18 protein-coding genes, 1 tRNA gene and 1 pseudogene are annotated in these 19574 nt (G+C 61.0%); 3 read left to right on the forward strand and 17 right to left on the reverse strand.

Translation table 11 applies throughout. The features are described 5' to 3' along the window. Positions 1-3 precede the first annotated feature (3 nt). From nadA to LG385_RS15835, 4 genes and pseudogenes are all read right to left on the reverse strand, one after another. Positions 4-1062, reverse strand: a complete 1059-nt coding sequence (nadA, locus tag LG385_RS15820; protein ID WP_225775057.1) for a quinolinate synthase NadA — start codon at positions 1060-1062, stop codon at positions 4-6. Between the two features lie 96 nt (positions 1063-1158). Continuing rightward, positions 1159-2403, reverse strand: coding sequence for an EAL domain-containing protein (locus tag LG385_RS15825; protein ID WP_225775058.1), 1245 nt, complete (start codon positions 2401-2403; stop codon positions 1159-1161). Between the two features lie 161 nt (positions 2404-2564). Continuing rightward, positions 2565-2732, reverse strand: a complete 168-nt coding sequence (locus LG385_RS15830) for a general stress protein (protein ID WP_225775059.1) — start codon at positions 2730-2732, stop codon at positions 2565-2567. 268 nt (positions 2733-3000) lie between these two features. Continuing rightward, a pseudogene (locus LG385_RS15835) lies at positions 3001-3135 on the reverse strand (general stress protein); the annotation flags it as partial. Positions 3136-3595: 460 nt separating this feature from the next. Here LG385_RS15835 and LG385_RS15840 point away from each other — a divergent pair. Next, entirely contained in the window at positions 3596-4882 is a 1287-nt protein-coding gene (locus LG385_RS15840) for an Nramp family divalent metal transporter (RefSeq protein WP_318781423.1), read from the forward strand. Positions 4883-4965: 83 nt separating this feature from the next. Here the strand turns inward: LG385_RS15840 and LG385_RS15845 are convergent, their stop codons facing one another. Continuing rightward, positions 4966-5472, reverse strand: coding sequence for a DUF4142 domain-containing protein (locus tag LG385_RS15845; protein ID WP_225775061.1), 507 nt, complete (start codon positions 5470-5472; stop codon positions 4966-4968). 109 nt (positions 5473-5581) lie between these two features. Further along, complete coding sequence (gene copC, locus LG385_RS15850; RefSeq protein ID WP_225775062.1) at positions 5582-5935, reverse strand: copper homeostasis periplasmic binding protein CopC; 354 nt, start codon at positions 5933-5935, stop codon at positions 5582-5584. Between the two features lie 135 nt (positions 5936-6070). Here copC and LG385_RS15855 point away from each other — a divergent pair, with 135 nt between their 5' ends. After that, positions 6071-7078 carry a LacI family DNA-binding transcriptional regulator gene (locus tag LG385_RS15855; protein ID WP_225775063.1) on the forward strand — a complete coding sequence of 336 codons (1008 nt, stop codon included), beginning with the start codon at positions 6071-6073 and terminating at the stop codon, positions 7076-7078. Between the two features lie 2 nt (positions 7079-7080). Here LG385_RS15855 and LG385_RS15860 read toward each other — a convergent pair whose 3' ends face one another. The 6 genes from LG385_RS15860 to LG385_RS15885 all read right to left on the reverse strand — a co-directional run bounded on the left by LG385_RS15860 (position 7081) and on the right by LG385_RS15885 (position 13976). Further along, positions 7081-7818 carry an SDR family oxidoreductase gene (locus LG385_RS15860; RefSeq protein ID WP_225775064.1) on the reverse strand — a complete coding sequence of 246 codons (738 nt, stop codon included), beginning with the start codon at positions 7816-7818 and terminating at the stop codon, positions 7081-7083. Continuing rightward, on the reverse strand, positions 7811-9352 hold the full coding sequence (locus LG385_RS15865; protein WP_225776261.1) for an FGGY-family carbohydrate kinase: 1542 nt from the start codon (positions 9350-9352) through the stop codon (positions 7811-7813). The genes LG385_RS15860 and LG385_RS15865 overlap by 8 nt, the downstream gene beginning before the upstream one ends. A gap of 10 nt (positions 9353-9362) precedes the next feature. Next, positions 9363-10454, reverse strand: a complete 1092-nt coding sequence (locus tag LG385_RS15870) for a zinc-binding dehydrogenase (RefSeq protein WP_181117267.1) — start codon at positions 10452-10454, stop codon at positions 9363-9365. A 74-nt stretch (positions 10455-10528) separates the two neighbouring features. Next, on the reverse strand, positions 10529-11533 hold the full coding sequence (locus tag LG385_RS15875) for an ABC transporter permease (RefSeq protein WP_225775065.1): 1005 nt from the start codon (positions 11531-11533) through the stop codon (positions 10529-10531). Next, positions 11496-13010 (reverse strand): sugar ABC transporter ATP-binding protein, encoded by a 1515-nt coding sequence (locus tag LG385_RS15880; RefSeq protein WP_225775066.1) that lies wholly within the window; start codon positions 13008-13010, stop codon positions 11496-11498. The genes LG385_RS15875 and LG385_RS15880 overlap by 38 nt, the downstream gene beginning before the upstream one ends. 36 nt (positions 13011-13046) lie before the next feature. Beyond that, the gene (locus LG385_RS15885; RefSeq protein ID WP_318781403.1) at positions 13047-13976 is read right to left on the reverse strand and encodes a substrate-binding domain-containing protein; all 930 of its coding nucleotides are present in this window, start codon (positions 13974-13976) and stop codon (positions 13047-13049) included. A gap of 180 nt (positions 13977-14156) precedes the next feature. Here LG385_RS15885 and LG385_RS15890 point away from each other — a divergent pair, with 180 nt between their 5' ends. After that, positions 14157-14885: a DUF4198 domain-containing protein gene (locus LG385_RS15890; protein ID WP_225775067.1), complete on the forward strand. Its 729-nt coding sequence runs from the start codon at positions 14157-14159 to the stop codon at positions 14883-14885. A gap of 198 nt (positions 14886-15083) precedes the next feature. On the opposite strand, the gene LG385_RS15895 is transcribed toward LG385_RS15890, so the two are convergent. The 5 genes from LG385_RS15895 to ybgF form a co-directional block, all read right to left on the reverse strand. Then, positions 15084-16943 carry a diguanylate cyclase domain-containing protein gene (locus tag LG385_RS15895; RefSeq protein WP_225775068.1) on the reverse strand — a complete coding sequence of 620 codons (1860 nt, stop codon included), beginning with the start codon at positions 16941-16943 and terminating at the stop codon, positions 15084-15086. 144 nt (positions 16944-17087) lie between these two features. Next, a tRNA-Lys gene (locus LG385_RS15900) sits at positions 17088-17163 on the reverse strand. 61 nt (positions 17164-17224) lie between these two features. Then, positions 17225-17899 (reverse strand): 7-cyano-7-deazaguanine synthase QueC, encoded by a 675-nt coding sequence (gene queC / locus LG385_RS15905; protein ID WP_181117261.1) that lies wholly within the window; start codon positions 17897-17899, stop codon positions 17225-17227. A gap of 24 nt (positions 17900-17923) precedes the next feature. Then, entirely contained in the window at positions 17924-18571 is a 648-nt protein-coding gene (gene queE, locus LG385_RS15910; protein ID WP_181117260.1) for a 7-carboxy-7-deazaguanine synthase QueE, read from the reverse strand. Between the two features lie 161 nt (positions 18572-18732). Further along, positions 18733-19569, reverse strand: coding sequence for a tol-pal system protein YbgF (ybgF, locus tag LG385_RS15915; protein WP_225775069.1), 837 nt, complete (start codon positions 19567-19569; stop codon positions 18733-18735). Positions 19570-19574 lie beyond the last annotated feature (5 nt).

Genomic DNA, 19574 nt, shown 5'->3' on the forward strand with positions numbered 1-19574 from the left:
CCCCTACGCGTTCCCCGCCAGCCGCATGCGCGCGGCCTGGGTGAAGTCGAGCATACGCTTGAGCGGGCGGATGGCTTGGGGGATGAGTGCCGGGTCCACGAAGATTTCGTTGGTGCCTTCGCGCAGGCACTCCAGTGTGCGCTGCAACGTGTTCATGGCCATCCATGGGCAATGAGCGCAACTGCGACAAGCGGCGCCATTACCTGCGGTAGGCGCTTCGATGAAGGTTTTATCCGGGCACAGCTGCTGCATCTTGTAGAAGATGCCCCGGTCCGTGGCCACGATGAACGTAGGGTTGGGCATGCGCTGGGCCGCGGCGATCAGCTGGCTGGTGGAGCCTACTGCATCGGCCAGGGCGATCACGGCCTCCGGCGATTCGGGATGCACCAGCACCGCCGCCTCCGGATACAACGCCTTGAGATCTTCGAGCTGCCGCGACTTGAACTCTTCGTGAACAATGCACGCGCCGTCCCACAACAGCATGTCAGCGCCCGTGTGCTTCTGGATGTAGCTGCCGAGGTGGCGATCCGGCGCCCAGAGGATCTTCTCGCCGTTGTCCATCAGGCTTTCGACGATTTCCACGGCGCAGCTGGAGGTCACCACCCAGTCGGCGCGCGCCTTGACCGCCGCGGAAGTGTTGGCATACACCACCACGGTGCGGTCGGGGTGCTGATCACAGAACGAGCTGAATGCTTCCACCGGGCAGCCCAGGTCCAGCGAGCAGGTAGCCTCCAGGGTCGGCATCAGCACGCGCTTTTCCGGGTTGAGGATTTTTGCGGTTTCACCCATGAAGCGCACACCCGCCACCAGAACGGTGCTAGCACTGTGCTGGTTACCGAAGCGCGCCATTTCGAGCGAGTCGGACACACACCCGCCGGTTTCCTCCGCCAAGGCCTGGATCACCGGATCACAGTAATAGTGCGCGACCAGCACTGCGTCTCGCGCCTTCAGTTCTGCCGCGATGGCGCGCCGATATTCCGCCTCTTCGACAGGCGTAAGGGCCACGGGCTGGCGGGCATCCAGGTGGGCCTGGACCAGCAAGCGTTCGGAAATGTGAGACATGGACAAGACCTGCAAGCGCTGATGTGTACAGGACGCAACTATACACTGGCAGACCTTGCAGGGCTCGCGGCACTTGCCCGCGATGGCGAGCGGGGCTCAGAGCGCCTTGGGGTCGGACAACTCTGGCAGGCGCGGCACTTGCCAAAGGGTTGCCAAGGCCAACGGCATGGGCCGCCCGGTGAGGTAGCCCTGGACCTTGTCGGCGCCAAGGCGACGCAGGGTCAGCAGGTCTGGCAGGGTTTCGACGCCCTCCGCCACCACGCTGCAGTTCGTTTCCCGCGCGAAGGCAATCAGCGCCGAGGCCATGGCACGCTGCTGGGAATCGCCATGGATGCCTTGGGTAAGCGCCATGTCCAGTTTGATGATGTCGGGCCGTAACTGAAGGATATGGCGCATGCTCGCATAGCCAGCACCTGCGTCATCGATTGCCAGGCGCAAGCCCCTCGAACGCAACGGTTCGATGGACGCTACAAGGGCGCCATAGTCGGAAACGATCGAATGCTCCGTGAGTTCGAGCACAAGCCGCGATGGGTCACAGGTTGCCAATACGCGCGCCAGGCGCCCGGACAGGAACAGCTGCGGCGAACAATTGAGCGAAAGATAGTGGCCAGCCGGCAGCTGGGTCAGCCCCGCGAGGCCTTTTTCGACGGCACGCAGTTCCATCTCTAGCCCTAACCCGGCTTCGGCCGCGTCCCTGAACCAAAGGTCCGGGCTGCGCATGGGTTCGTCGGTAAAGCGTGCCAGGGATTCCCAACCACAGATCTGCCCGCGGGCAAGGTCAACGATCGGCTGATACACCACATTGGGTTGAGCCTTTGCCAGCGCGGCGCAGATGACGCGATGCTTGCGCAAGCGCTCGTCTTTCGCCTGCTGGTCGACCTCAAGGCGATCGGCTATCAATTCGGCAAATACCTTGAGCATGCTTAGGTCACGTTCGCCAAGACTGGTGTCCGCGTAGCCTGAAAAGCAGCACAAGGTGCCATACAACCGCCCATTGCTAAGGCGCACCGGAACGCTGATGTGCGCGCCAATCGGCAAGGCGCGCGTTTCAGGAATAGCCATGGCCAAGGGCAAAGCCGCCGTGTTGGGAATAAGCTGAGGCAGCCGACCATCCACCACTTTCTTGCAATAACCCGCTTCAAGGGGCAGCACGTCACCCGCCTTCAGCGGTGAAACTCCCCGCGCGTCTACATGGGTAAATACGCGGTCTCTCTCGCGAAAGCGGGAAACGAAAGCAACGTCCATGTCCAAATGCGTGCGAAGGGCCCGCAGTACTTTATCGATTCCTTCTTCCCCCACCGCAGGTGGGGGTTTCAGGGCCACAACACTGGTCAAACTCATTGACCGACCTCCCTGTTACAACGGCAATACAGAAAGGGTAGATGTTTTCAGGTTGGATCCGCCATCCTCCAATGCGACGAAGCTCACCGTTGCGCGTGCCATTCGTCGCATGAGGCCAGTGCTGAACGAAGGCCTGGCAATTCAATACTGAACCGGCGGCTTCAACCGTCACCGCGCCGACGGGTACCACCATTGCTGTGCTGGCCGCCAATGCGCGCTTTCTCGGCCCGGTCGGTCTTGACATCAACCGGAGCCGGCGTGCCTTTGCCGCCGTGGCTGGAATTATAGGGATCGGTTGAACCATAGGAAGGTTTGTGATGGTTGGTCATCGCTGATACCTCTATGTTTGTGCCAGAAGTACCGAAGACTATCCGGCTATTTGCATGTTAAATAATGTCGTGTAAGTAAAGCGCCCCGCTATCGAGACTGTTGTTTGCCAGTGAATAAAATGCCACTCTCCCTCACTGCCCGGCCATGTAAAACTTTTGTTCACAACCACGGCCAGCATCAAGTTCAAGTGGCGTTTGAATCAGAAGCAGTATTCAGCGCCTCCTTTCAGCTTTGTGTCGTGCTACCGCTCTTGGCAGCACCCCGATGGCTACGTCTCCCGCCCTTGCGACCGGCTTCCGCCGCCCTGGCTGGGTCGTTGGCAAAATTACCACCTGAAACACTTCCGCCCTTTCGCCCGGCTTCAGCGGCGCGGGTCGGGTTGTTTGCAAAGTTACCAGCGTTCTTACTCTTTACTGCCATGGCGATATCCTCCTGGATGTGGGTCGCTACATAGTTATGGAAGCAGGCAGTACGAATAAGTTTTTCGAAAACCGAAACGAAGCTGACAAACGGTCCGGCCAGATCAGGCTGCTATTTTGACCGATAAGCGAAAGTTGCATATGGATTAAGCATTTACTCGGCCTGATTGCAGCCTGGGCCAATAGTGACGGACTTTTGAGCGGACCGACGGTGCATGGCCCAACGCTGCGGGCGGTATGAGCCAGCGCGCGCCGAATACCAGCGCTTGAGGTACAGTGGTATCGGGCGTGAACGCTCGGCGTCCGCAGGGTTCATACCCTAGTGCTTTTTTATATCTCGTTGGAGCTGAACTGTGGCGGAGCCCGAAGACCGACCGAATTTCCGTGCCAATGATGGCGAGCCGGCCTTATTGAGCCGCTTCGGCGTAGGGGCGCAGCCCAGCATGGGGGATCTCAACGCCAGCATCCGCATTCCACAGAACGGCAGCTGGCTTCGTAGGCTGCTGGCCTTTGCAGGCCCTGGTTATATGGTAGCCGTGGGGTACATGGACCCAGGCAACTGGGCTACCGACCTGGCAGGCGGCTCGCAGTTTGGCTACATGCTGTTGTCGGTCATCCTGCTGTCCAACCTGATGGCAATTGTGCTTCAAGCCTTGGCGGCGCGCCTGGGCATCGCTACCGGCATGGACCTGGCCCAGGCTTGCCGGGCACATTACAGCAAGCCGGTACGTATCGCCCTATGGCTGGCCTGTGAACTGGCAATCATTGCCTGCGACCTGGCTGAGGTCATCGGCACGGCCATTGCGCTCAAGCTGCTGTTCGATATTCCGTTGATATGGGGCGCAATCCTCTGTGCGCTGGACGTGTTCCTGATTCTGTTGCTGATGCAGCGTGGGTTTCGCTGGCTCGAGGCATTCGTGGTGGCATTGCTTACGCTGATCTTCGTGTGCTTTGCCGCCCAGATGGTGATGTCTCATCCCCCAATCGGTGCGGTGCTGCAGGGTTTTATCCCACAAAAGGAAATCGTTACCAACCCCGCAGCCTTGTACCTGGCTATCGGGATCATCGGCGCGACGGTAATGCCTCATAACCTTTACCTGCATTCGTCGATCGTGCAAACCCGTGCGTACGAGCGTACCGATGCCGGCAAACGCCTAGGCCTGCGCTGGGCCGTAACCGATAGCACCATAGCCTTGAGCCTGGCGCTGTTTGTGAATGCGGCGATCTTGATCACCGCTGCGGCGGTGTTTCACTCGGCTGGGCGGACGGATGTGGTAGACATCGAAAAAGCCCACGAACTGCTCTCGCCGATGCTGGGTATCGGCATTGCTTCCACCTTGTTCGCGATCGCTCTGCTGGCATCGGGCGTGAACTCTACGGTAACCGCTACCCTGGCAGGCCAGATCGTGATGGAAGGCTTCCTTCACCTGCGCATTCCCGATTGGGCCCGGCGGCTGCTCACTCGCGGCTTGGCGGTGATCCCTGTGGTAATCGTCACGGCATTGTATGGCGAGCGCGGCACATCCCAGTTGCTGGTGTTCAGCCAGGTGATTCTGTCCATGCAGTTGCCCATGGCTGTGATCCCTCTGGTGCGCTTCGTTACCGACCGCTCGAAGATGGGCGCACTGGTCGCAGGCCGGGGCCTGGCGGTAGTGGCTTGGGTGATCTCGGGGATTATCGTGGTGCTGAACGTGAAGCTGCTGGTGGGTGCTGTGCAGGAGTGGTTGTAAAGCAGTCTGGGGGGAGTGGGCGAAGCTCGCGAAGCTCGCGAATGATACTTCGCGAACTTCGCCTTGGCTAAAGCGCTCAGTGCTTAGTGAGCATCGCCACCGTGCTTGGCGGCCAATTCCTTGGCGGCTTTGAGGTGAGCTTCGAGTTTGGGCAGGGTTTCCTTGGCAAAGGCCTTCAGTTCCGGGTCTTTGCCTTCGTTGGCTTCCTTCTGGAAGATCTCAATGGTTTGTTCGTGTGCCTTCACCTGGTTATTGGCGTAGGACTTGTCGAACGACTCCTCACGGATGTCCAGGATCATCTTCTTGGCTTTGTCCATCAATTCCGCGTCAGAAGCTACTTCAAGCTTCTTGGCCGTGGCGATGCCCTTGAGCTTCTCGTTGGCTGCAGTGTGATCCTTGATCATCATCTGGGCGAAGGTTTTCACGTCAGCGGATTGGCTTTTCTGCTCCGCCAGCTTGCCCGCTTCGATTTCCGCGATGCCTTTTGCCGATGCGTCATCGACGAAGTCTTCGGCATCCGCCGCGAAGGCCGTGTGAGCCCCCAGCAACAGGAATGCGCCACAAATGCCGGCTTTAAGCTTCTTGTTCATACGGATCGTCCTTTCATGAGTGACAGACAGGTGCGCGCAAAGCGCCTCACTCTTTCTCAGACGGAACGATCGCCGTACGGTTCAGGTTTTTTACCTGGCTACGCTGCAGCTATTTGACGTTGAAGGTGTACTGCCCCTCGCTACGGTGAGTGTCCACGGACACGACCTTCCAGTGCACCGTCCAGCTGCCGGCATGAAGCGGGGTGGCAGGGGTTGCCACAAGCACCGCGGTATTGTTGTCCGCCCGGTGCACCTGTGCCTTGGTGCTGTTGCCGGTGCTGTCGGTCAAGGTCACTTCACTGAAGGCCGGCTCCACGCCTTCAGTAAACGTAAGCCGCAACTCAGCAGGCGCGGCGACAGTAGAGCCCTCGGCGGGGCTAGGCGCTTGCAGGTGGGCATGGGCCCAGGTAAGGGACGAGACAGTACTGGCAAACACGAAACAGAGCGCGGTAGAAAGCTTCATGGCTGAACTCTTATGGAAGGGCGACCGGCTGGCATCATAGCGGTGCACGGCCGGTCACGCGAACATGGCCCGCTTGCGGCCAGGGTGGGATGTGGGATCATGCGGTTACAGCCATTGCCGGAGTACCGGGCCCCCATGAGCAAAAAGGCCTCCACGACCATCACGGATGTTGCTCGACGGGTCAACGTGACCACCATTACCGTTTCCCGGGCTTTCAACAAGCCACACCTGGTAAAGCCCGACACGCTGGAGCGCATTCTCGCTGCCGCGCGCGACCTGGATTACGTCCCCAATGCGTTCGCTCGCAGCCTCAAGCGCAGTGAAAGCCTGATCGTGGGCGTGGTTACCGCGTCGGTGGACAACCCCTTCTACAGCGAGATGATCAAGGCCATCTCCCGAGAGGCCAAGCAGCATGGCTATACGATCATGCTGATCGACACCGACGGGCTTGCCGATGTGGAAGAAAAGGCCATTGAAACCCTGCTCGGCTACCGGGTAGCGGGCATTATCCTGTCGCCGGTGTCAGATGAACCGGGCTACAAGCCTGCCTACCTCAGCCGCCTCGGCAATGGTGACGTCCCGGTGGTCCAGCTTGATCGCGCCTTGGCAGACGCGCCATTCAGCCAGGTGGTGCTCGACAACTACCACAGCGGCATGAAAGGCGCGCGCTACCTGTTGGCCAAAGCGCCACAGCTCGAGCGCCTGCTTGTACTGACCGGGCCGGTGGGCTCGCGCATCAGCCACGACCGGTTGGAAGGGGTGAAAGCCGCCATCGCCGATAGCCATCGGCCGATCCAGCTGGACGTGCTCGCCGGAGACTACACGCTGGAACCCGCCTACACCGCTACCTTGGGCTATCTGAACGATCACTTGCGTCCCGACGCACTGTTCGGCTTCAACCAGTTGATCACACTGGGCGCGCTCAAGGCGCTGCGCGAGCGAGGCATTCACCGCAGCGACATGGCCATCTGCGGGATCGACCGCCTGCCTTTCGCCGATATCTTCGAGTTCCCGGTGGCGTGCGTCGCGCATGACGGTACCCAGGCTGGCACCAGCGCCATGCGCCTGCTGCTCGAGCGTATCCGGGACCCGCTGCGCCCCCAGGCGCGGGAGGTGGTGGTGGGCGAGCTGGTGAATGCCTAGGCCTAGCGGCTGGTGTATCCGCCATCGACAGGCAAGCACACGCCGCTGATCATCGACGCTGCGCTACTGAGCAGGAACAGCACCGGCTCAGCGACTTCCGCAGGGGTGGCGAACCGCCCCAGCGGAATTGCCGCGAGCATGGGCGCGCTCTTGGCCGGGTCGCCCCAGGCATGGGTAGCCATGGGGGTAAGCGTAACGGTAGGGTTCACCGCGTTCACGCGTATACCGTACTGGCCCCATTCCCCGCATTGCACCCGGGTCATGGCATCCATGGCCGCTTTCGAGGCGCAGTAGCTCAAGTGATCGTCCAGGCCGACCATGGACGCCTGGCTGGAAACGTTGACGATACTGCCGGCAATACCGGCGGCGATCATGTCCTTGGCCACGCGGCCGGCAATGATCGCCGCGGCACGCACGTTCACGGCCATCACTTGATCGAAGGTGGCGGGGTCCACAGTAACCGCCGGATGCAACAAGGCGATGCCCGCGCAATTGACCAGCCCGTCCAGGGGCGGAAGTTCGGCGCAGGCTTTGAGCACCGCGCCAGGGTCAGCGATGTCTACCTGCAGCGCCATCGCGCCTTCCCCAGCCAGTTGTTCGAGGGCGTCGGCAGCACGGCCCATGGCGTATACGGTGGCGCCGGCCCGCAGCAGTTGGTGAGCGACCTCCAAACCGATGCCGCTGGTCGCGCCCGTGACCAGCACGCGCTGGCCGCTGAAGTCGAAGCGCAGGTTATTCATCGCGGGCACTCCGTAGCTGGTGGAAGATTGATTTAAGGGCCGGGTAGCATTGCCGGTAAGCATCGAAGAGCGTGTCGTAACGCTGGCGAACCGCCGGGTTCGGTACGGCGCGTTGGCGCAGTTGTACCCAGCCGCGCTCCGACTGCGCCGGGCCCAATAACCCGGCCGTGTGAGCGGCCAACAGGGCAGCGCCGTAGGCGGCCTCCACGTCCTGAGCGATGGTCACCACGTCGAACCCGGTGACATCGGCGATGATCTGCATCCACACGTCGGAGTGGCTGGCACCGCCCACCACGATCAGTTGCCGATCCAGCTCACCCACCGCCTCGCGCCCGGCTTCGATATTGTGCCGAAGCGCATAGGTCACCCCTTCGAGTACGGCGCGGTACAGATGCGCCTTGCCGTGGTGCAGGCCCAGGCCGATGAAGCTCGCGCTGGCCTTGGCATCCCACACCGGGCTGCGTTCGCCCATCAGGTACGGCAGGAACAGCAACCCTTCGCTACCGGCTGGCACCGTTGCGGCCAGCCGCTCCAGCGCAGCGTGAGGGTCTTGGCCCTCGATCAGCGGCAGTTCGCCTTCAGCCTGAGCGAACTGGTCCCGGAACCAGCTCACCGACGCCCCTGCGGTCAGTGCCCCACCAAAGCTGTAAAGCTGCCGCTGGCCGTCATACACATGCGGAAAGCTCACCAGGCCATGACGGGCGTCGGCCTGGTGGTCGAGGTAGCCCCAGCACATGCTGGTCCCGATCATCGCCACATGTTTGCCCGGGCGGGATACCCCGGCTGCGAGCGTTGCCATGGCGGCATCCACGCCCCCGGCGAGCACTGCCGTTCCGGGCGCCAGGCCGAGTTTTTCCGCAGGCCCCGGTAGCAGCCCGCCTACCACTTCATCGGAGTGCAACAGCCGTGGCGGCATCAGGCGCGAGTCGATGCCAAGGGCGCTCAGCATCGGTTCGGACCAGGCACGCGCCTTGATGTCGTACACCCCGCCGATGTTGCCGGCGCTGCTGTGGTCTATGGCCAGTTCACCGGTAAGGGCATGGTTCACGTAGCTGTTGGGAGGTAGCAACCAGCGCGTTTGTTGCCAGATGTCCGGGCGCTCCTGTTTGAGCCACAGCATCTTGGTAAAACCGTAGTAACTGTCCACGCCATTGCCGGTGATTGCCTGCAGCTGCTCGAGATTCTGCTGCGCCTTCACCTGGGCCACCTGCGCTTCGGCGCGGCGGTCCATCCAGATCAGGCACGGGTACAGCGGCTCGATCGCGCTGTTAACCGCAATACCCGAACCGCCGTACAAGCTGCTGATGCACAGCGCCTTGATCTGCTCAGGCTCTACTTTCGCCGCGGCAGTGCAGGCGGCAACGCAGGCATACACGGCGTCGAGCCATACCTGCGGCCATTGTTCGGCCCAGCCCGGCCTGGGGGTGTCTACCCGATAGGCCTGGCTGTGCCGCGTAATCAACTGGCCGTCGGGAGCCACCAGCACGGCCTTGGTGCTCTGGGTGCCGATGTCCACACCGATCACATACGCCATGGTCATGACCTCAGCCCTGCCCCACGGGTTTGAGCAGCACTTTGATCGAGCGGGTGGAATCGGCAAGCGCGAAGGCTTCGGCGTAATCATCCAGGCCGAAGCTGTGGGTCACGATGCCTTTGGAGGTAATCAAGCCTCGCTCGAACAGGTCAATGGCAATGGGGTAGCAGTACGGTCCCAGGTGTGCGCCGCGAACGTCGAGCTCCTTGCGGTCGCCAATGATCGACCAGTCAGCACTGGTTTCGGCGCCGAACACACTGAACTCTACGAAGCGGCCCAGTTTACGGATCAATTCCAGGCCCTGGGTCACCCCCACCGGCACGCCAGTGGTTTCGATGTATACGTCGCAGCCGTAGCCGTCGGTGAGGTCGGCGATGATTGCCTTGGCGTCGTCACGGGACGGGTTGATTACCACGTCGGCACCGAACTGACGCGCCAGCTCCAGGCGTTCGTCCACCATGTCGATCACCACCAGCTTGCGCGGGGTTTTCAGGTGCGCCACCTGAACCATGCACAGTCCCAGCGTGCCCGCCCCGGCGATCACCAGCACATCGTCCAACTGCACGTCGCCGCGGTTCACGGTATGAATCGCGCAGGACATGGGTTCGATCAAGGCACAATCTTCGAGCGAAATCGCCTCCGGGATCTTGTGAACGATGGCCGTGCGGGGAATGCGCATGTATTGGGCCATGCCGCCTTCGGCCACTTCGCGCTGGAAGCCGAAGATGTTGTGCACTTCGCACATCCAGTACTGGCCGCTTTTGCAGAAGCGGCACTTTTCACAGGGTACGATCTGCTCTGCGATGACCTTGTCGCCTACCTTCACACCGAAATGTTCTTCGGCGCCCTCCCCGGCCTGCTCCACGTAACCGAAGAATTCATGGCCCGGCACCACGGGTGCCTTCACCCAAGGGTTTTCTCCGCCCCAGAACATCGCGGCGCCCGAGTGGCATTTGCAGTCGCTGGCGCAGATGCCGCACGCGCCGATGCGCAGCACCAGTTCCAGCGGCCGCGCCTGAGGCTTGCCGATACGTTCCAGCCGATAGTCCTTGGGTGCGTGACACACAACGGCTTGCATGGTGTTCTCTGTGTTGTTTTCCATGACGATGTTCCTTTCTTGAAGGCGAAGTGACCCAGCAGCCGCGCAAGCTGCACTTGGGTGTATTGAACGTGCGCCTAGCGGCGGCGCTGGCGGCTGATGAAGATAGCGAGCAGGATGATCCCGCCCTTGATCACACTTTGGACGTACGGCGAAACGCCGAGCATGTTCAAACCGTTATTGAGTACGCCTAGCAGCATGGCGCCTACCAGGGTGCCGAGGATCACCCCGCGGCCACCGGCGATGGACGCGCCGCCCAGCACCACGGCCGCAATGGCATCCAGCTCGAAGGAAGCACCGGCGTTGGGCTGGCCGCTCATCAGCCGCGAAGACAACACCAGCCCCGCCACCGCCGCAGTGAACCCGCTGATCACATACACCAGCAGTTTGAACCGCCCCGCGCGCACCCCGGACAGGCGTACAGCCTCCTCGTTACCGCCAATGGCATACACGTAGCGACCCATGCGGGTGTGTTGCAGCATCACCCACGCCAGCAGGTAGGTGACCAGCATGATCAGGATCGGTACCTGCACACCAAGCAGCTTGCCCCGGCCGAACCAGGCGAACCATTCCGGCAAGCCGGAGATGGGATAACCGTCGGTGTACAGCAGCCCAAGGCCGCGCGCGATACCCATGGTGGCGAGCGTTACGATAATCGGCGGCATCTGCAGATAAGCCACCAGCAAGCCATTGCCCAGCCCGAAGCCGGCACCAATGACCAGCCCCGCGCCGATAGCCAGGGGTGGCGGTACCCCCGCCACGAGCAAACCGGCGCTGACGGTACCGCTCAACGCCATGACAGGGCCCACGGAAAGGTCGATGCCGCCGGTGAGAATCACGCACGTCATGCCTACGGCAATGATCGCGTTGATGGACACCTGCCGAACGATGTTCTCCAGGTTGGCGCCGGTGAGGAAGTTGTCACTGGCGAAGATCATGAAGGTCGTTACCAGCAACAGGCCCACGAACGGATAGAACGCCGGGGAGCGGATCAGTTGCCGGGCAAGGTCGCCGCCTGGCCGGTGGCGCGGGCGCGCAGCCGTTTCAATGGACGCGTTCAGATCGCTGGCTTGCGGTCGCATGGCGCATGACCTCTTGAGGATTGATGGCGCTGCCCTGCAGGGTGGTAACGATGGCGCCCTTGTTGAATACCGCCACGCGGTCGCTCATGCCGATGATTTCAGGCAGCTCGCTGGAAATCAGGATGATGGCGTAGCCCTGTTCGGTGAGTTTGCGCATCAGGCCGTAGATTTCGGCTTTGGCGCCTACGTCGATGCCGCGCGTGGGCTCATCGAAAATCAGCACCGTGCAGTGATGGTTTATCCAGCGGGCGATCACCACTTTCTGCTGATTGCCGCCGCTGAGGTTGATTACCAGGCTTTCCGGGCCCGGGGCTTTTATTGCCAGGGCTTTCATCAGCCCAGCCACACTGTCGCGCTCCTGCCCACGGTCGATCAGCCCGGTGGCGCGCTCGTACTTGCCGAGGTTGTTCAATGAAATGTTTTCGCGAATGCTGAAGTCCAGCACCAGGCCCTCGGTCTTTCGGCTTTCCGGCAACAATCCGATACCGTTGGCCAAGGCGGCGGCCGGGTCCTTGAGGTTCACCGGCGAGCCGTTCAAGGTCACTTCCCGGCTTACACTGGGCAGGGCGCCAATGACCGCCAGGGCCAGTTCCGTACGGCCTGAGCCGACGAGCCCGGCGAAGCCGAGGATTTCCCCGCGGTGTAGCGTGAAGCTGTTCTCCGGCCCTTTGCGGGCGAGCCGAAGGCGCTTGACATCCAATACGATTTCCTGGCCCTGAGCGTACTCGGGCTTTGGTGGAAAGCTGTTGGCGAGTTTGCGCCCGACCATCATCTCCACCAGTTGGTCCAGATCACTGTGGGCAGTCGCCATGCCGCCCACGTTGGCCCCATCACGCAGCACTGTGATGCGGTCACAGACCTCGAAGATTTCCTCCAGATGATGGGAGATGAAAATCATCGCCACCCCCTGACGCTTGAGTTCGCGCATTACATCGAACAGCAACTCGGCCTCGCCAGGGGTAAGCGTGGCGGTGGGCTCATCAAGGATCAGCAGGCGCGCCTCAAGCGCCAGCGCCTTCGCTATTTCCACAAATTGCTGCTGGGCCACGCTCAAATGTTGCACCGGGCAGCTCAGGTCAATGTCCACCCCAAGCCGATCGCACAACGCCGCGGCCCGCTCACGCATGTGCCGCTTGCGCAGCAGGCCGAAACGGCCGACCTGCTCATGGCCCAGGAAAATGTTTTCCACCGCGTTGAGGTAGGGAATCAGGCTGAATTCCTGGAACACGATGCCAATGCCCACCGCGATCGCGTCGTGGTAGGTGGCGAAGCGCCGGGCCTGGCCATCGAACTCGATCGTACCGCTGTCCGGATGCTCCACCCCCACGAGAATCTTCATCAAGGTGGATTTGCCGGCGCCGTTCTCACCCAGCAGCGCGTGGATCTCCCCACGCTCCACACTCAGGTCGATCCCCTTGAGGGCGTGCACCCCGCGGTATCGTTTGGAAATGTCCGTCAGCTGCAAAAGGCTGCCCATCGCTCACCTCGGCTGTCACTCGTTCAGCGTTCGCGGTTACCAGGTGAAGGTCTTGGCCTTGTCGCGATCCACCAGCAGGATGTCTACCGGCACCGCCTTGGGCACCTGCGCACCCCATTTGCGCGCGAGCGCCAGCCCGAGGGCGATACGCACCTGATCTCGCGGGTACTGGGCTGAGGTAGCGATGAACTTGCTGTCCGATTTCTGGATTTCCTTGATGGCATCGGGCGCGCCGTCCACGCTCACCAGTTTCACGTCCATGCCACTGGCTTCGATGGCTGCCAGGGCACCCAGCGACCCGTTGTCGTTCACGCTGAACAGCCCCTTGAGGTTAGGCTGCGCCTGCAGCATGTTCTCGGTCACGCTCAGGGCCTGGTCCCGCTCCTGCTTGCCGTTCTGGGTGCTGACGATCTTGATGCCCGGGAATTTGCCCAAGGCCTCCTTGCAGCCTCGGACACGCTCCAGGATAGGCACCACGGCGATACCGTCGAGGATGGCGACGTCACCCTTGCCTCCCAGCTTCTCGCCCAGGTATTGGCACGCCTGCACGCCCGCGTCGAAATTCTTCGAACCCACAAAGGCATCCAGCGGCCCCTCGGCCTGGGCGTCCACAGCCACAACGACCACACCTTTGTCATGGGCCATTTTTACCGCCGACTGCACGCCGACCGAATCCGTCGGGTTGATGACCAGGATATCTATGCCCTTCTGGAGCATGTCTTCGATGTCGCTGAGTTGCTTGGAAACATCATGGCGGGCATCGGTGACTAACAAGGTCGCGCCAATGCTGGTGGACGCGTCTTCGAGCGCGCCTTTCATGGTGACGAAATAGGGATTATTGATTTCCTGAAACGAGGCACCGATCTTCAGCGGAGCGGGCGCGGCGCTGGCGGCCAATGGGAGCGTGACTAAAAGCGCAGCGGACAGGAACGTACGGGCGAAGCGAAGCCGAGGATGCTTGTTCATGCGAGGGACCCTGTGGTTTTCTTGTTTTTGTACAGAATGTCATCGTTAACATTTTGTAACCTAGCAGAGGGATATGGCCCTGGCAAGGTGACTGCCGCTTAAATATTCGGTAACAGTGTAGCCGAGGCGCCGGGAAGGCTCTGTCGGTAGGATTGCCAGCTTGAACCTAGAGAACCGCTCATGAACCCAGTTCGCCTGTCCGCCCTTTTCATTGCCCTTCCCCTTCTGTTCGCAACCGCCGCCCAAGCGCATGGCCTGTGGACGGAACAACGCCGCGGCCACACCGAAGTGGTCTTTGGTGAAGGCGCCGAAGACGATGCCTTCGAGCCGGCCGCGGTAAAAGCGGGCTGGGCATGGGCGGCCGACGCAAAGGCGGTGCCTCTCACCATCGAACGGCTGACCGACCATGCCCGGCTGGCGCCCGCCAGCCCGGCCGCGATAACCGCTGTGGAATTCGACGCCGGTGTATGGAGCGAAACCAAAGACGGCCGCTGGGAAAACAAGGGGCGCAAGGAGATAAAAGACGCCAAGCAGTCGATGCAGGCCACCAAATACACCATCGCCCTGAATGGCCCCTACCAGCAACTGCCAAAACTGGACCAGCTTGGCCTGGTCATCGTGCCCGAGGTAGACCCAGCCACGCTCAAGCCCGGCCAGGCGCTACCGGTAAAGGTACTGTCCGCCGGCAAGCCAATGGCTGATGTGGATGTGTTCGCGGATTACCGTGGTGCGCCAGGCACGGTAAGCGGTAAAACCGACGCCAACGGCCGGGTCAGTATCACCATCCGCAATGAAGGGCTGAACGTACTGGCCGCCGAAGCCCTGGTTCCGGTAAAGGGGGATAACAATATCGACAGCTATGCGTACTTCGCATCGCTCACGTTCGTTGGCGCCAGGCACGCCGAATAGCCCCGAAGCCGCCTGGTTGAAGCCTCGCGCACATTCGGCGCTTCGATTGAAGGAAACGGAACGCGCAACGCCATGGTCTATCTCCTACACATCGGATAAGGAGCAAGACCATGCTGAAGTTCCTGGGCGGTACCGTAGGGATCATTTTCCTGATCGGCTTGATCGTGGTGATCGCGCTCTTCAAGTTTATCTTCTAAGTTACGTTGCTACCGGTAGCCGAGCTTCACCGCTGGCTATCTGGTAGCCGTTGCGCCCACGCCGCTTGGCCTCATACATCGCGGCATCTGCCAGGTTAAGAATGTTGTCCAGCTCGTCCAGCGGATGGCGTGAACGCAGTGCCACACCCACGCTAGCGCTAATATCGGCGGTACCGGCACTGAGCAGGAACGGCTGCGCCAAGGCAGAGCACACCTTCTCGGCAATCCGGCCGGCAATCGCCTCGCTTCCTACGCCTTCAGCCACCACAACGAACTCATCCCCCGCCAGGCGGCACACAAAATCTACCTTGCGAACCGTATGCTGCAACCGTAGCGCGACTTCCTTGAGCAGTTCATCGCCCACGTCGTGGCCGAACGCATCGTTGACGGCCTTGAACCCATCAAGGTCAAGGAACAGCATGGCAAACGACGATGCAGGCTCCTGCCCCATCTGCGCCAACAGCTCCGTGAGCGCGCGGCGGTTCGGCAGGCCCGTGAGTGGATCGCGCATGGCCTTGTCACGCAACGATCGCTCTACTTGCTTGCGCTCGGTCACGTCCTGCGACATCACGAAAAAACCATGAACCTCGCCGTCCCGAATGTCAGGTATGTAGGTGGCAGCCCACACACACGTGCGGTCAGCCACATAGTGCACATGGTCATTCACCACTCGCTCGCCAGCCAATGCCCGCCGGAACCAAGGCAGAAGTTCCTCATAGAGGGCCGGCGATAGCACTTCCTGGATGCGCCGACCTACGAGAGCCTGCGGAGCCACGCCGAACACCTGGCGGTACACGTCATTGTTGAAGAGGTAGCGAAGGTCCTTGTCCACGTGAGAGATAAGGATCGGCAGGTTGTCTGTGATCGTCTGCAAGGTACTGCGGCTTCTCACCAATTCTGCAGTGCGAACCTGTACCCGTCGTTCCAGCTCGGCCTGGTAATCCTTGAGCAAGGCTTCATCCTGCTTGCGCAGCGAAATATCCAGGATGTCCGCAATGAGATGCTGAGGTTGCCCCAAAGCATCGCGTACCAATGCAACGCTAAGCTCCACCCACACGGCCGTGCCGTCCTTGCGGATATAGCGCTTTTCCAGAGAATAGGTATTTCGACGACCTTCCAAAAGCTCGGCGTGCAGCGACAAATCAGCTTGAAGGTCATCCGCATGAGTAATGGCAGCGAACGTTTGGCTCATCAGCTCAGCGCGGGTGTAGCCTGTGAGTTCGCAGAGCTTGGCATTCACCTCTGTGAAGTGGCCGGTGAGGTCTACCAGGGCCTTGCCGGTCGGCGCCTGCTGAAAGACGGTCGCAAACCGCGCCTCCACCACCGCCCTGGCTTGCCGCTCATCTTCATTTACACGCCGAACGTCCCGCGCCACGGAGCGCTGCAAAAGGTCCCGTTCAACCATGCGTGCAAGGTCCATCATTCCTGCTTTTTCCGCATCCGAAAGCTGCCGCGGCACGGTGTCTATGGCGCACAGCGTGCCCAGCACCAACCCATCGGTCGTACTCAAAGGCACCCCGGCATAAAAACGCACGTACGGGGCCTCGGTCACCAGCGGGTTATCCGCAAAGCGTTCATCCGCCAAGGCGTCTTCAACGAGCAGCATGTGCTGGGCATTCAGAGCGTGTGCGCAGAACGCGATGTCACGTGAGGTTTCGCATACGTCCAAGCCAACCCTGGACTTGAACCACTGCCGGTTGGCATCTACCAATGACACCAGCGCAATCGGCACCCGCAGCAGTTGCGCCAATAGCCGGGTCGCACGGTCAAAGCATTCTTCCGCGGGGGTATCCAGGAGGTCGAGGCTGTGCAGCATGCGCAGGCGTGCTGTTTCATTCAACGGAGGGGTGGCAATTTGCATGACGTTCTACCGCACCAATCAGACCATTTGACGTTCCCGCGCCTCGGCGCACGAGGGAACGGCAATTCCTTTATCGGATGCAGGTATAGCAAACTGAAGGGCCGGAAACGAAAAAGGCACCGCCTTGGCGGTGCCTCTTGAATGTGGTGGGTCGTGTAGGATTCGAACCTACGACCAATTGGTTAAAAGCCAACTGCTCTACCAACTGAGCTAACGACCCTCTTGGTGGTGCGCATCATACTGATTTTTAAGCAGTAATCAACCCCAGCCAGGCAAAAAAGTCACTGGTAACGGGTGGGATCCGCCACGCCCGCCGCCGCAAAGCCCTCCGCGCGCAGCCGGCAACTATCGCACTTGCCACACGCGCGACCGTGGTCGTCCGCCTGATAACAGGAAACCGTAAGGCTGTAATCCACCCCATGCCGCACGCCTGCCCGCACGATGTCAGCTTTGCTGAGGTTCTGCAGCGGGGCACGAATGGTAAAGCCCTGCCCTTCAACGCCCGCCTTGGTGGCCAGGTTGGCCATGCGCTCGAACGCCTCGACGAATTCGGGACGGCAATCCGGATAACCGGAATAGTCCACGGCATTCACCCCGATGAAGATATCCCTCGCGCCCAGCACTTCCGCCCAGCCGAGCGCGAGCGACAGGAAAACGGTATTGCGGGCCGGAACGTAGGTAACAGGAATCCCCTCGGTCGGCGCTTCCGGCACAGCGATACTGCTGTCGGTCAACGCTGAGCCGCCGATGCCATTGAGGTTGAGGCCGATCACCTTGTGCTCCACCGCGCCCAGGTCCCGGGCTACCTGGGCGGCGGCGTCGAGTTCGGCGCGGTGGCGTTGGCCGTAGTCGAAACTCATGGTGTAGCAGGCGTACCCGTCCGCGCGGGCCATGGCAACCACGGTGGCGGAATCGAGCCCACCGGACAGCAGGATAACGGCTTTCTTGTCAGACACAGGAAGTTCCTCGTTCAGCGGGGTTCAACGGCCGGGCTCATCGTTCCATAGCAATTTGTGCAGTTGGAACTGGAAGCGAACCGGCAGGTTGTCCGCAACGATCCAGTCTGCCAGTTCGCTTGCTTTCAAATCGTGATGGCTGGGAGAAAAGAGTACTTCACCGGCTCGTTCGCTCAGGTTGTACTCAATGACCTTGGACACTGCCCAGTCGTAGTCCTCGCGCGAGCAGATCACGAACTTCACCTGGTCGTTGCGCGTAAGCAACGCAATGTTTTCATAGCGATTACGGTGGCATTCGCGGGACCCCGGTGTTTTCAGGTCCACTACCCGGCTTACTCGAATATCGGTTGCACTGATGTCCAATGCTCCGCTGGTTTCGAGCGATACCTCATAGCCTGCGTCGCACAACCGTTGCAACAGCGGGATCGCATTAGGTTGCGCCAGCGGCTCGCCGCCGGTCACGCACACATAGCGTGGCCGCAGTGCAGCAACCTGCTCCATGATGCTGTCCAGGCTGAACAGCGTGCCGCCGCTGAATGCGTAAGCGCTGTCGCAGTACTGACAGCGCAACGGGCAGCCCGTAAGCCGAACGAAGACCGTGGGCAGGCCAGCGGTACGGGTCTCGCCCTGAAGCGAGTGGAATATTTCGGTAATACGTAGAGTGTCAGACATGGTCGCCACGGGCGTAGCAGCTAAACAGGCCACCCGCCTCCGCCAGCACCCTCACCCCTCGGCGGGGCCGGAAAGGTGGAGGGTTGTTGATAAGGGGCGAAGATTCTAACGAAAAAACCCGCGGCATGCGCGGGTTCGTTCATGAAGCTTCACCGGTACGATCAAAGCCGCTGAAGGTCTCGCTGCGCCAACTGGGCGGCTGCAGTGCCCGGGAACTGGCTGATGACCTGCTGAAGGATGGGCTTCACCCGATCAGTGTGGCCAAGCCGGCGTTCCACATCCGCCCGTTTGTACATGGCGTCAGGCACCTTGGGGTGCTTGGGGTACAGCTGGCTTACCTTGGCGAACGCCTGGCCGGCACCCTGAAGGTCACCCTTGGCGAGGTTCACTTCGCCGAGCCAGTACTGGGCATTGCCCGCGTACTGGCTATTGGGGTACTTGCGCAGAAACGCAGCGAACGCCTGGCTCGCCTTGTCGAAGTCCTTCGCCTTGATCAGGTCGAAGGCTGCGTCGTAATAGAGTTTCTCCTTGGCGGGGTCTGCCGGCTCAGCGCTGGCAGCGGCCTGGTCGACGGGCGCGCCCGCCGCAGCCATGTCGGCGCCTGAGGCACCGCCAGTGGCGGAATTCTGGGAAGCATCGGCAGGAGCTGCCGGCTGTTGCACAGGTGCACCCGTGCCGATACGGCGATCGAGGTCCTGATAGCGATCCAGTGCTTCTTGCTTCATTTGCTGGATCTGGTTTTGCTGGACTTCCAGTTGACCGCGCAAGCGGGCAATGTCTTCCTGCATTTGTTGCAGCTGCATGAACAGCTCGCCCTGCGCCGAGACAGGGGCCGATGAGACCCCCGTCCCGGCGTAGGCGCCGCTCGTGCCATAACCGGAGGGTGGATAGCTGCTGCCGTTTCCGGCACCACTTCCATCAACCACGGGAACCGCTGCCCATACCGAAAACGGCAGGGCAAGCGCGATAGCAGTTAAAGCACGACGGCACGCTCGCATGACGA

Source organism: Pseudomonas sp. Marseille-Q5115 (assembly GCF_916618905.1).
Taxonomy (GTDB): domain Bacteria; phylum Pseudomonadota; class Gammaproteobacteria; order Pseudomonadales; family Pseudomonadaceae; genus Aquipseudomonas; species Aquipseudomonas japonica_A.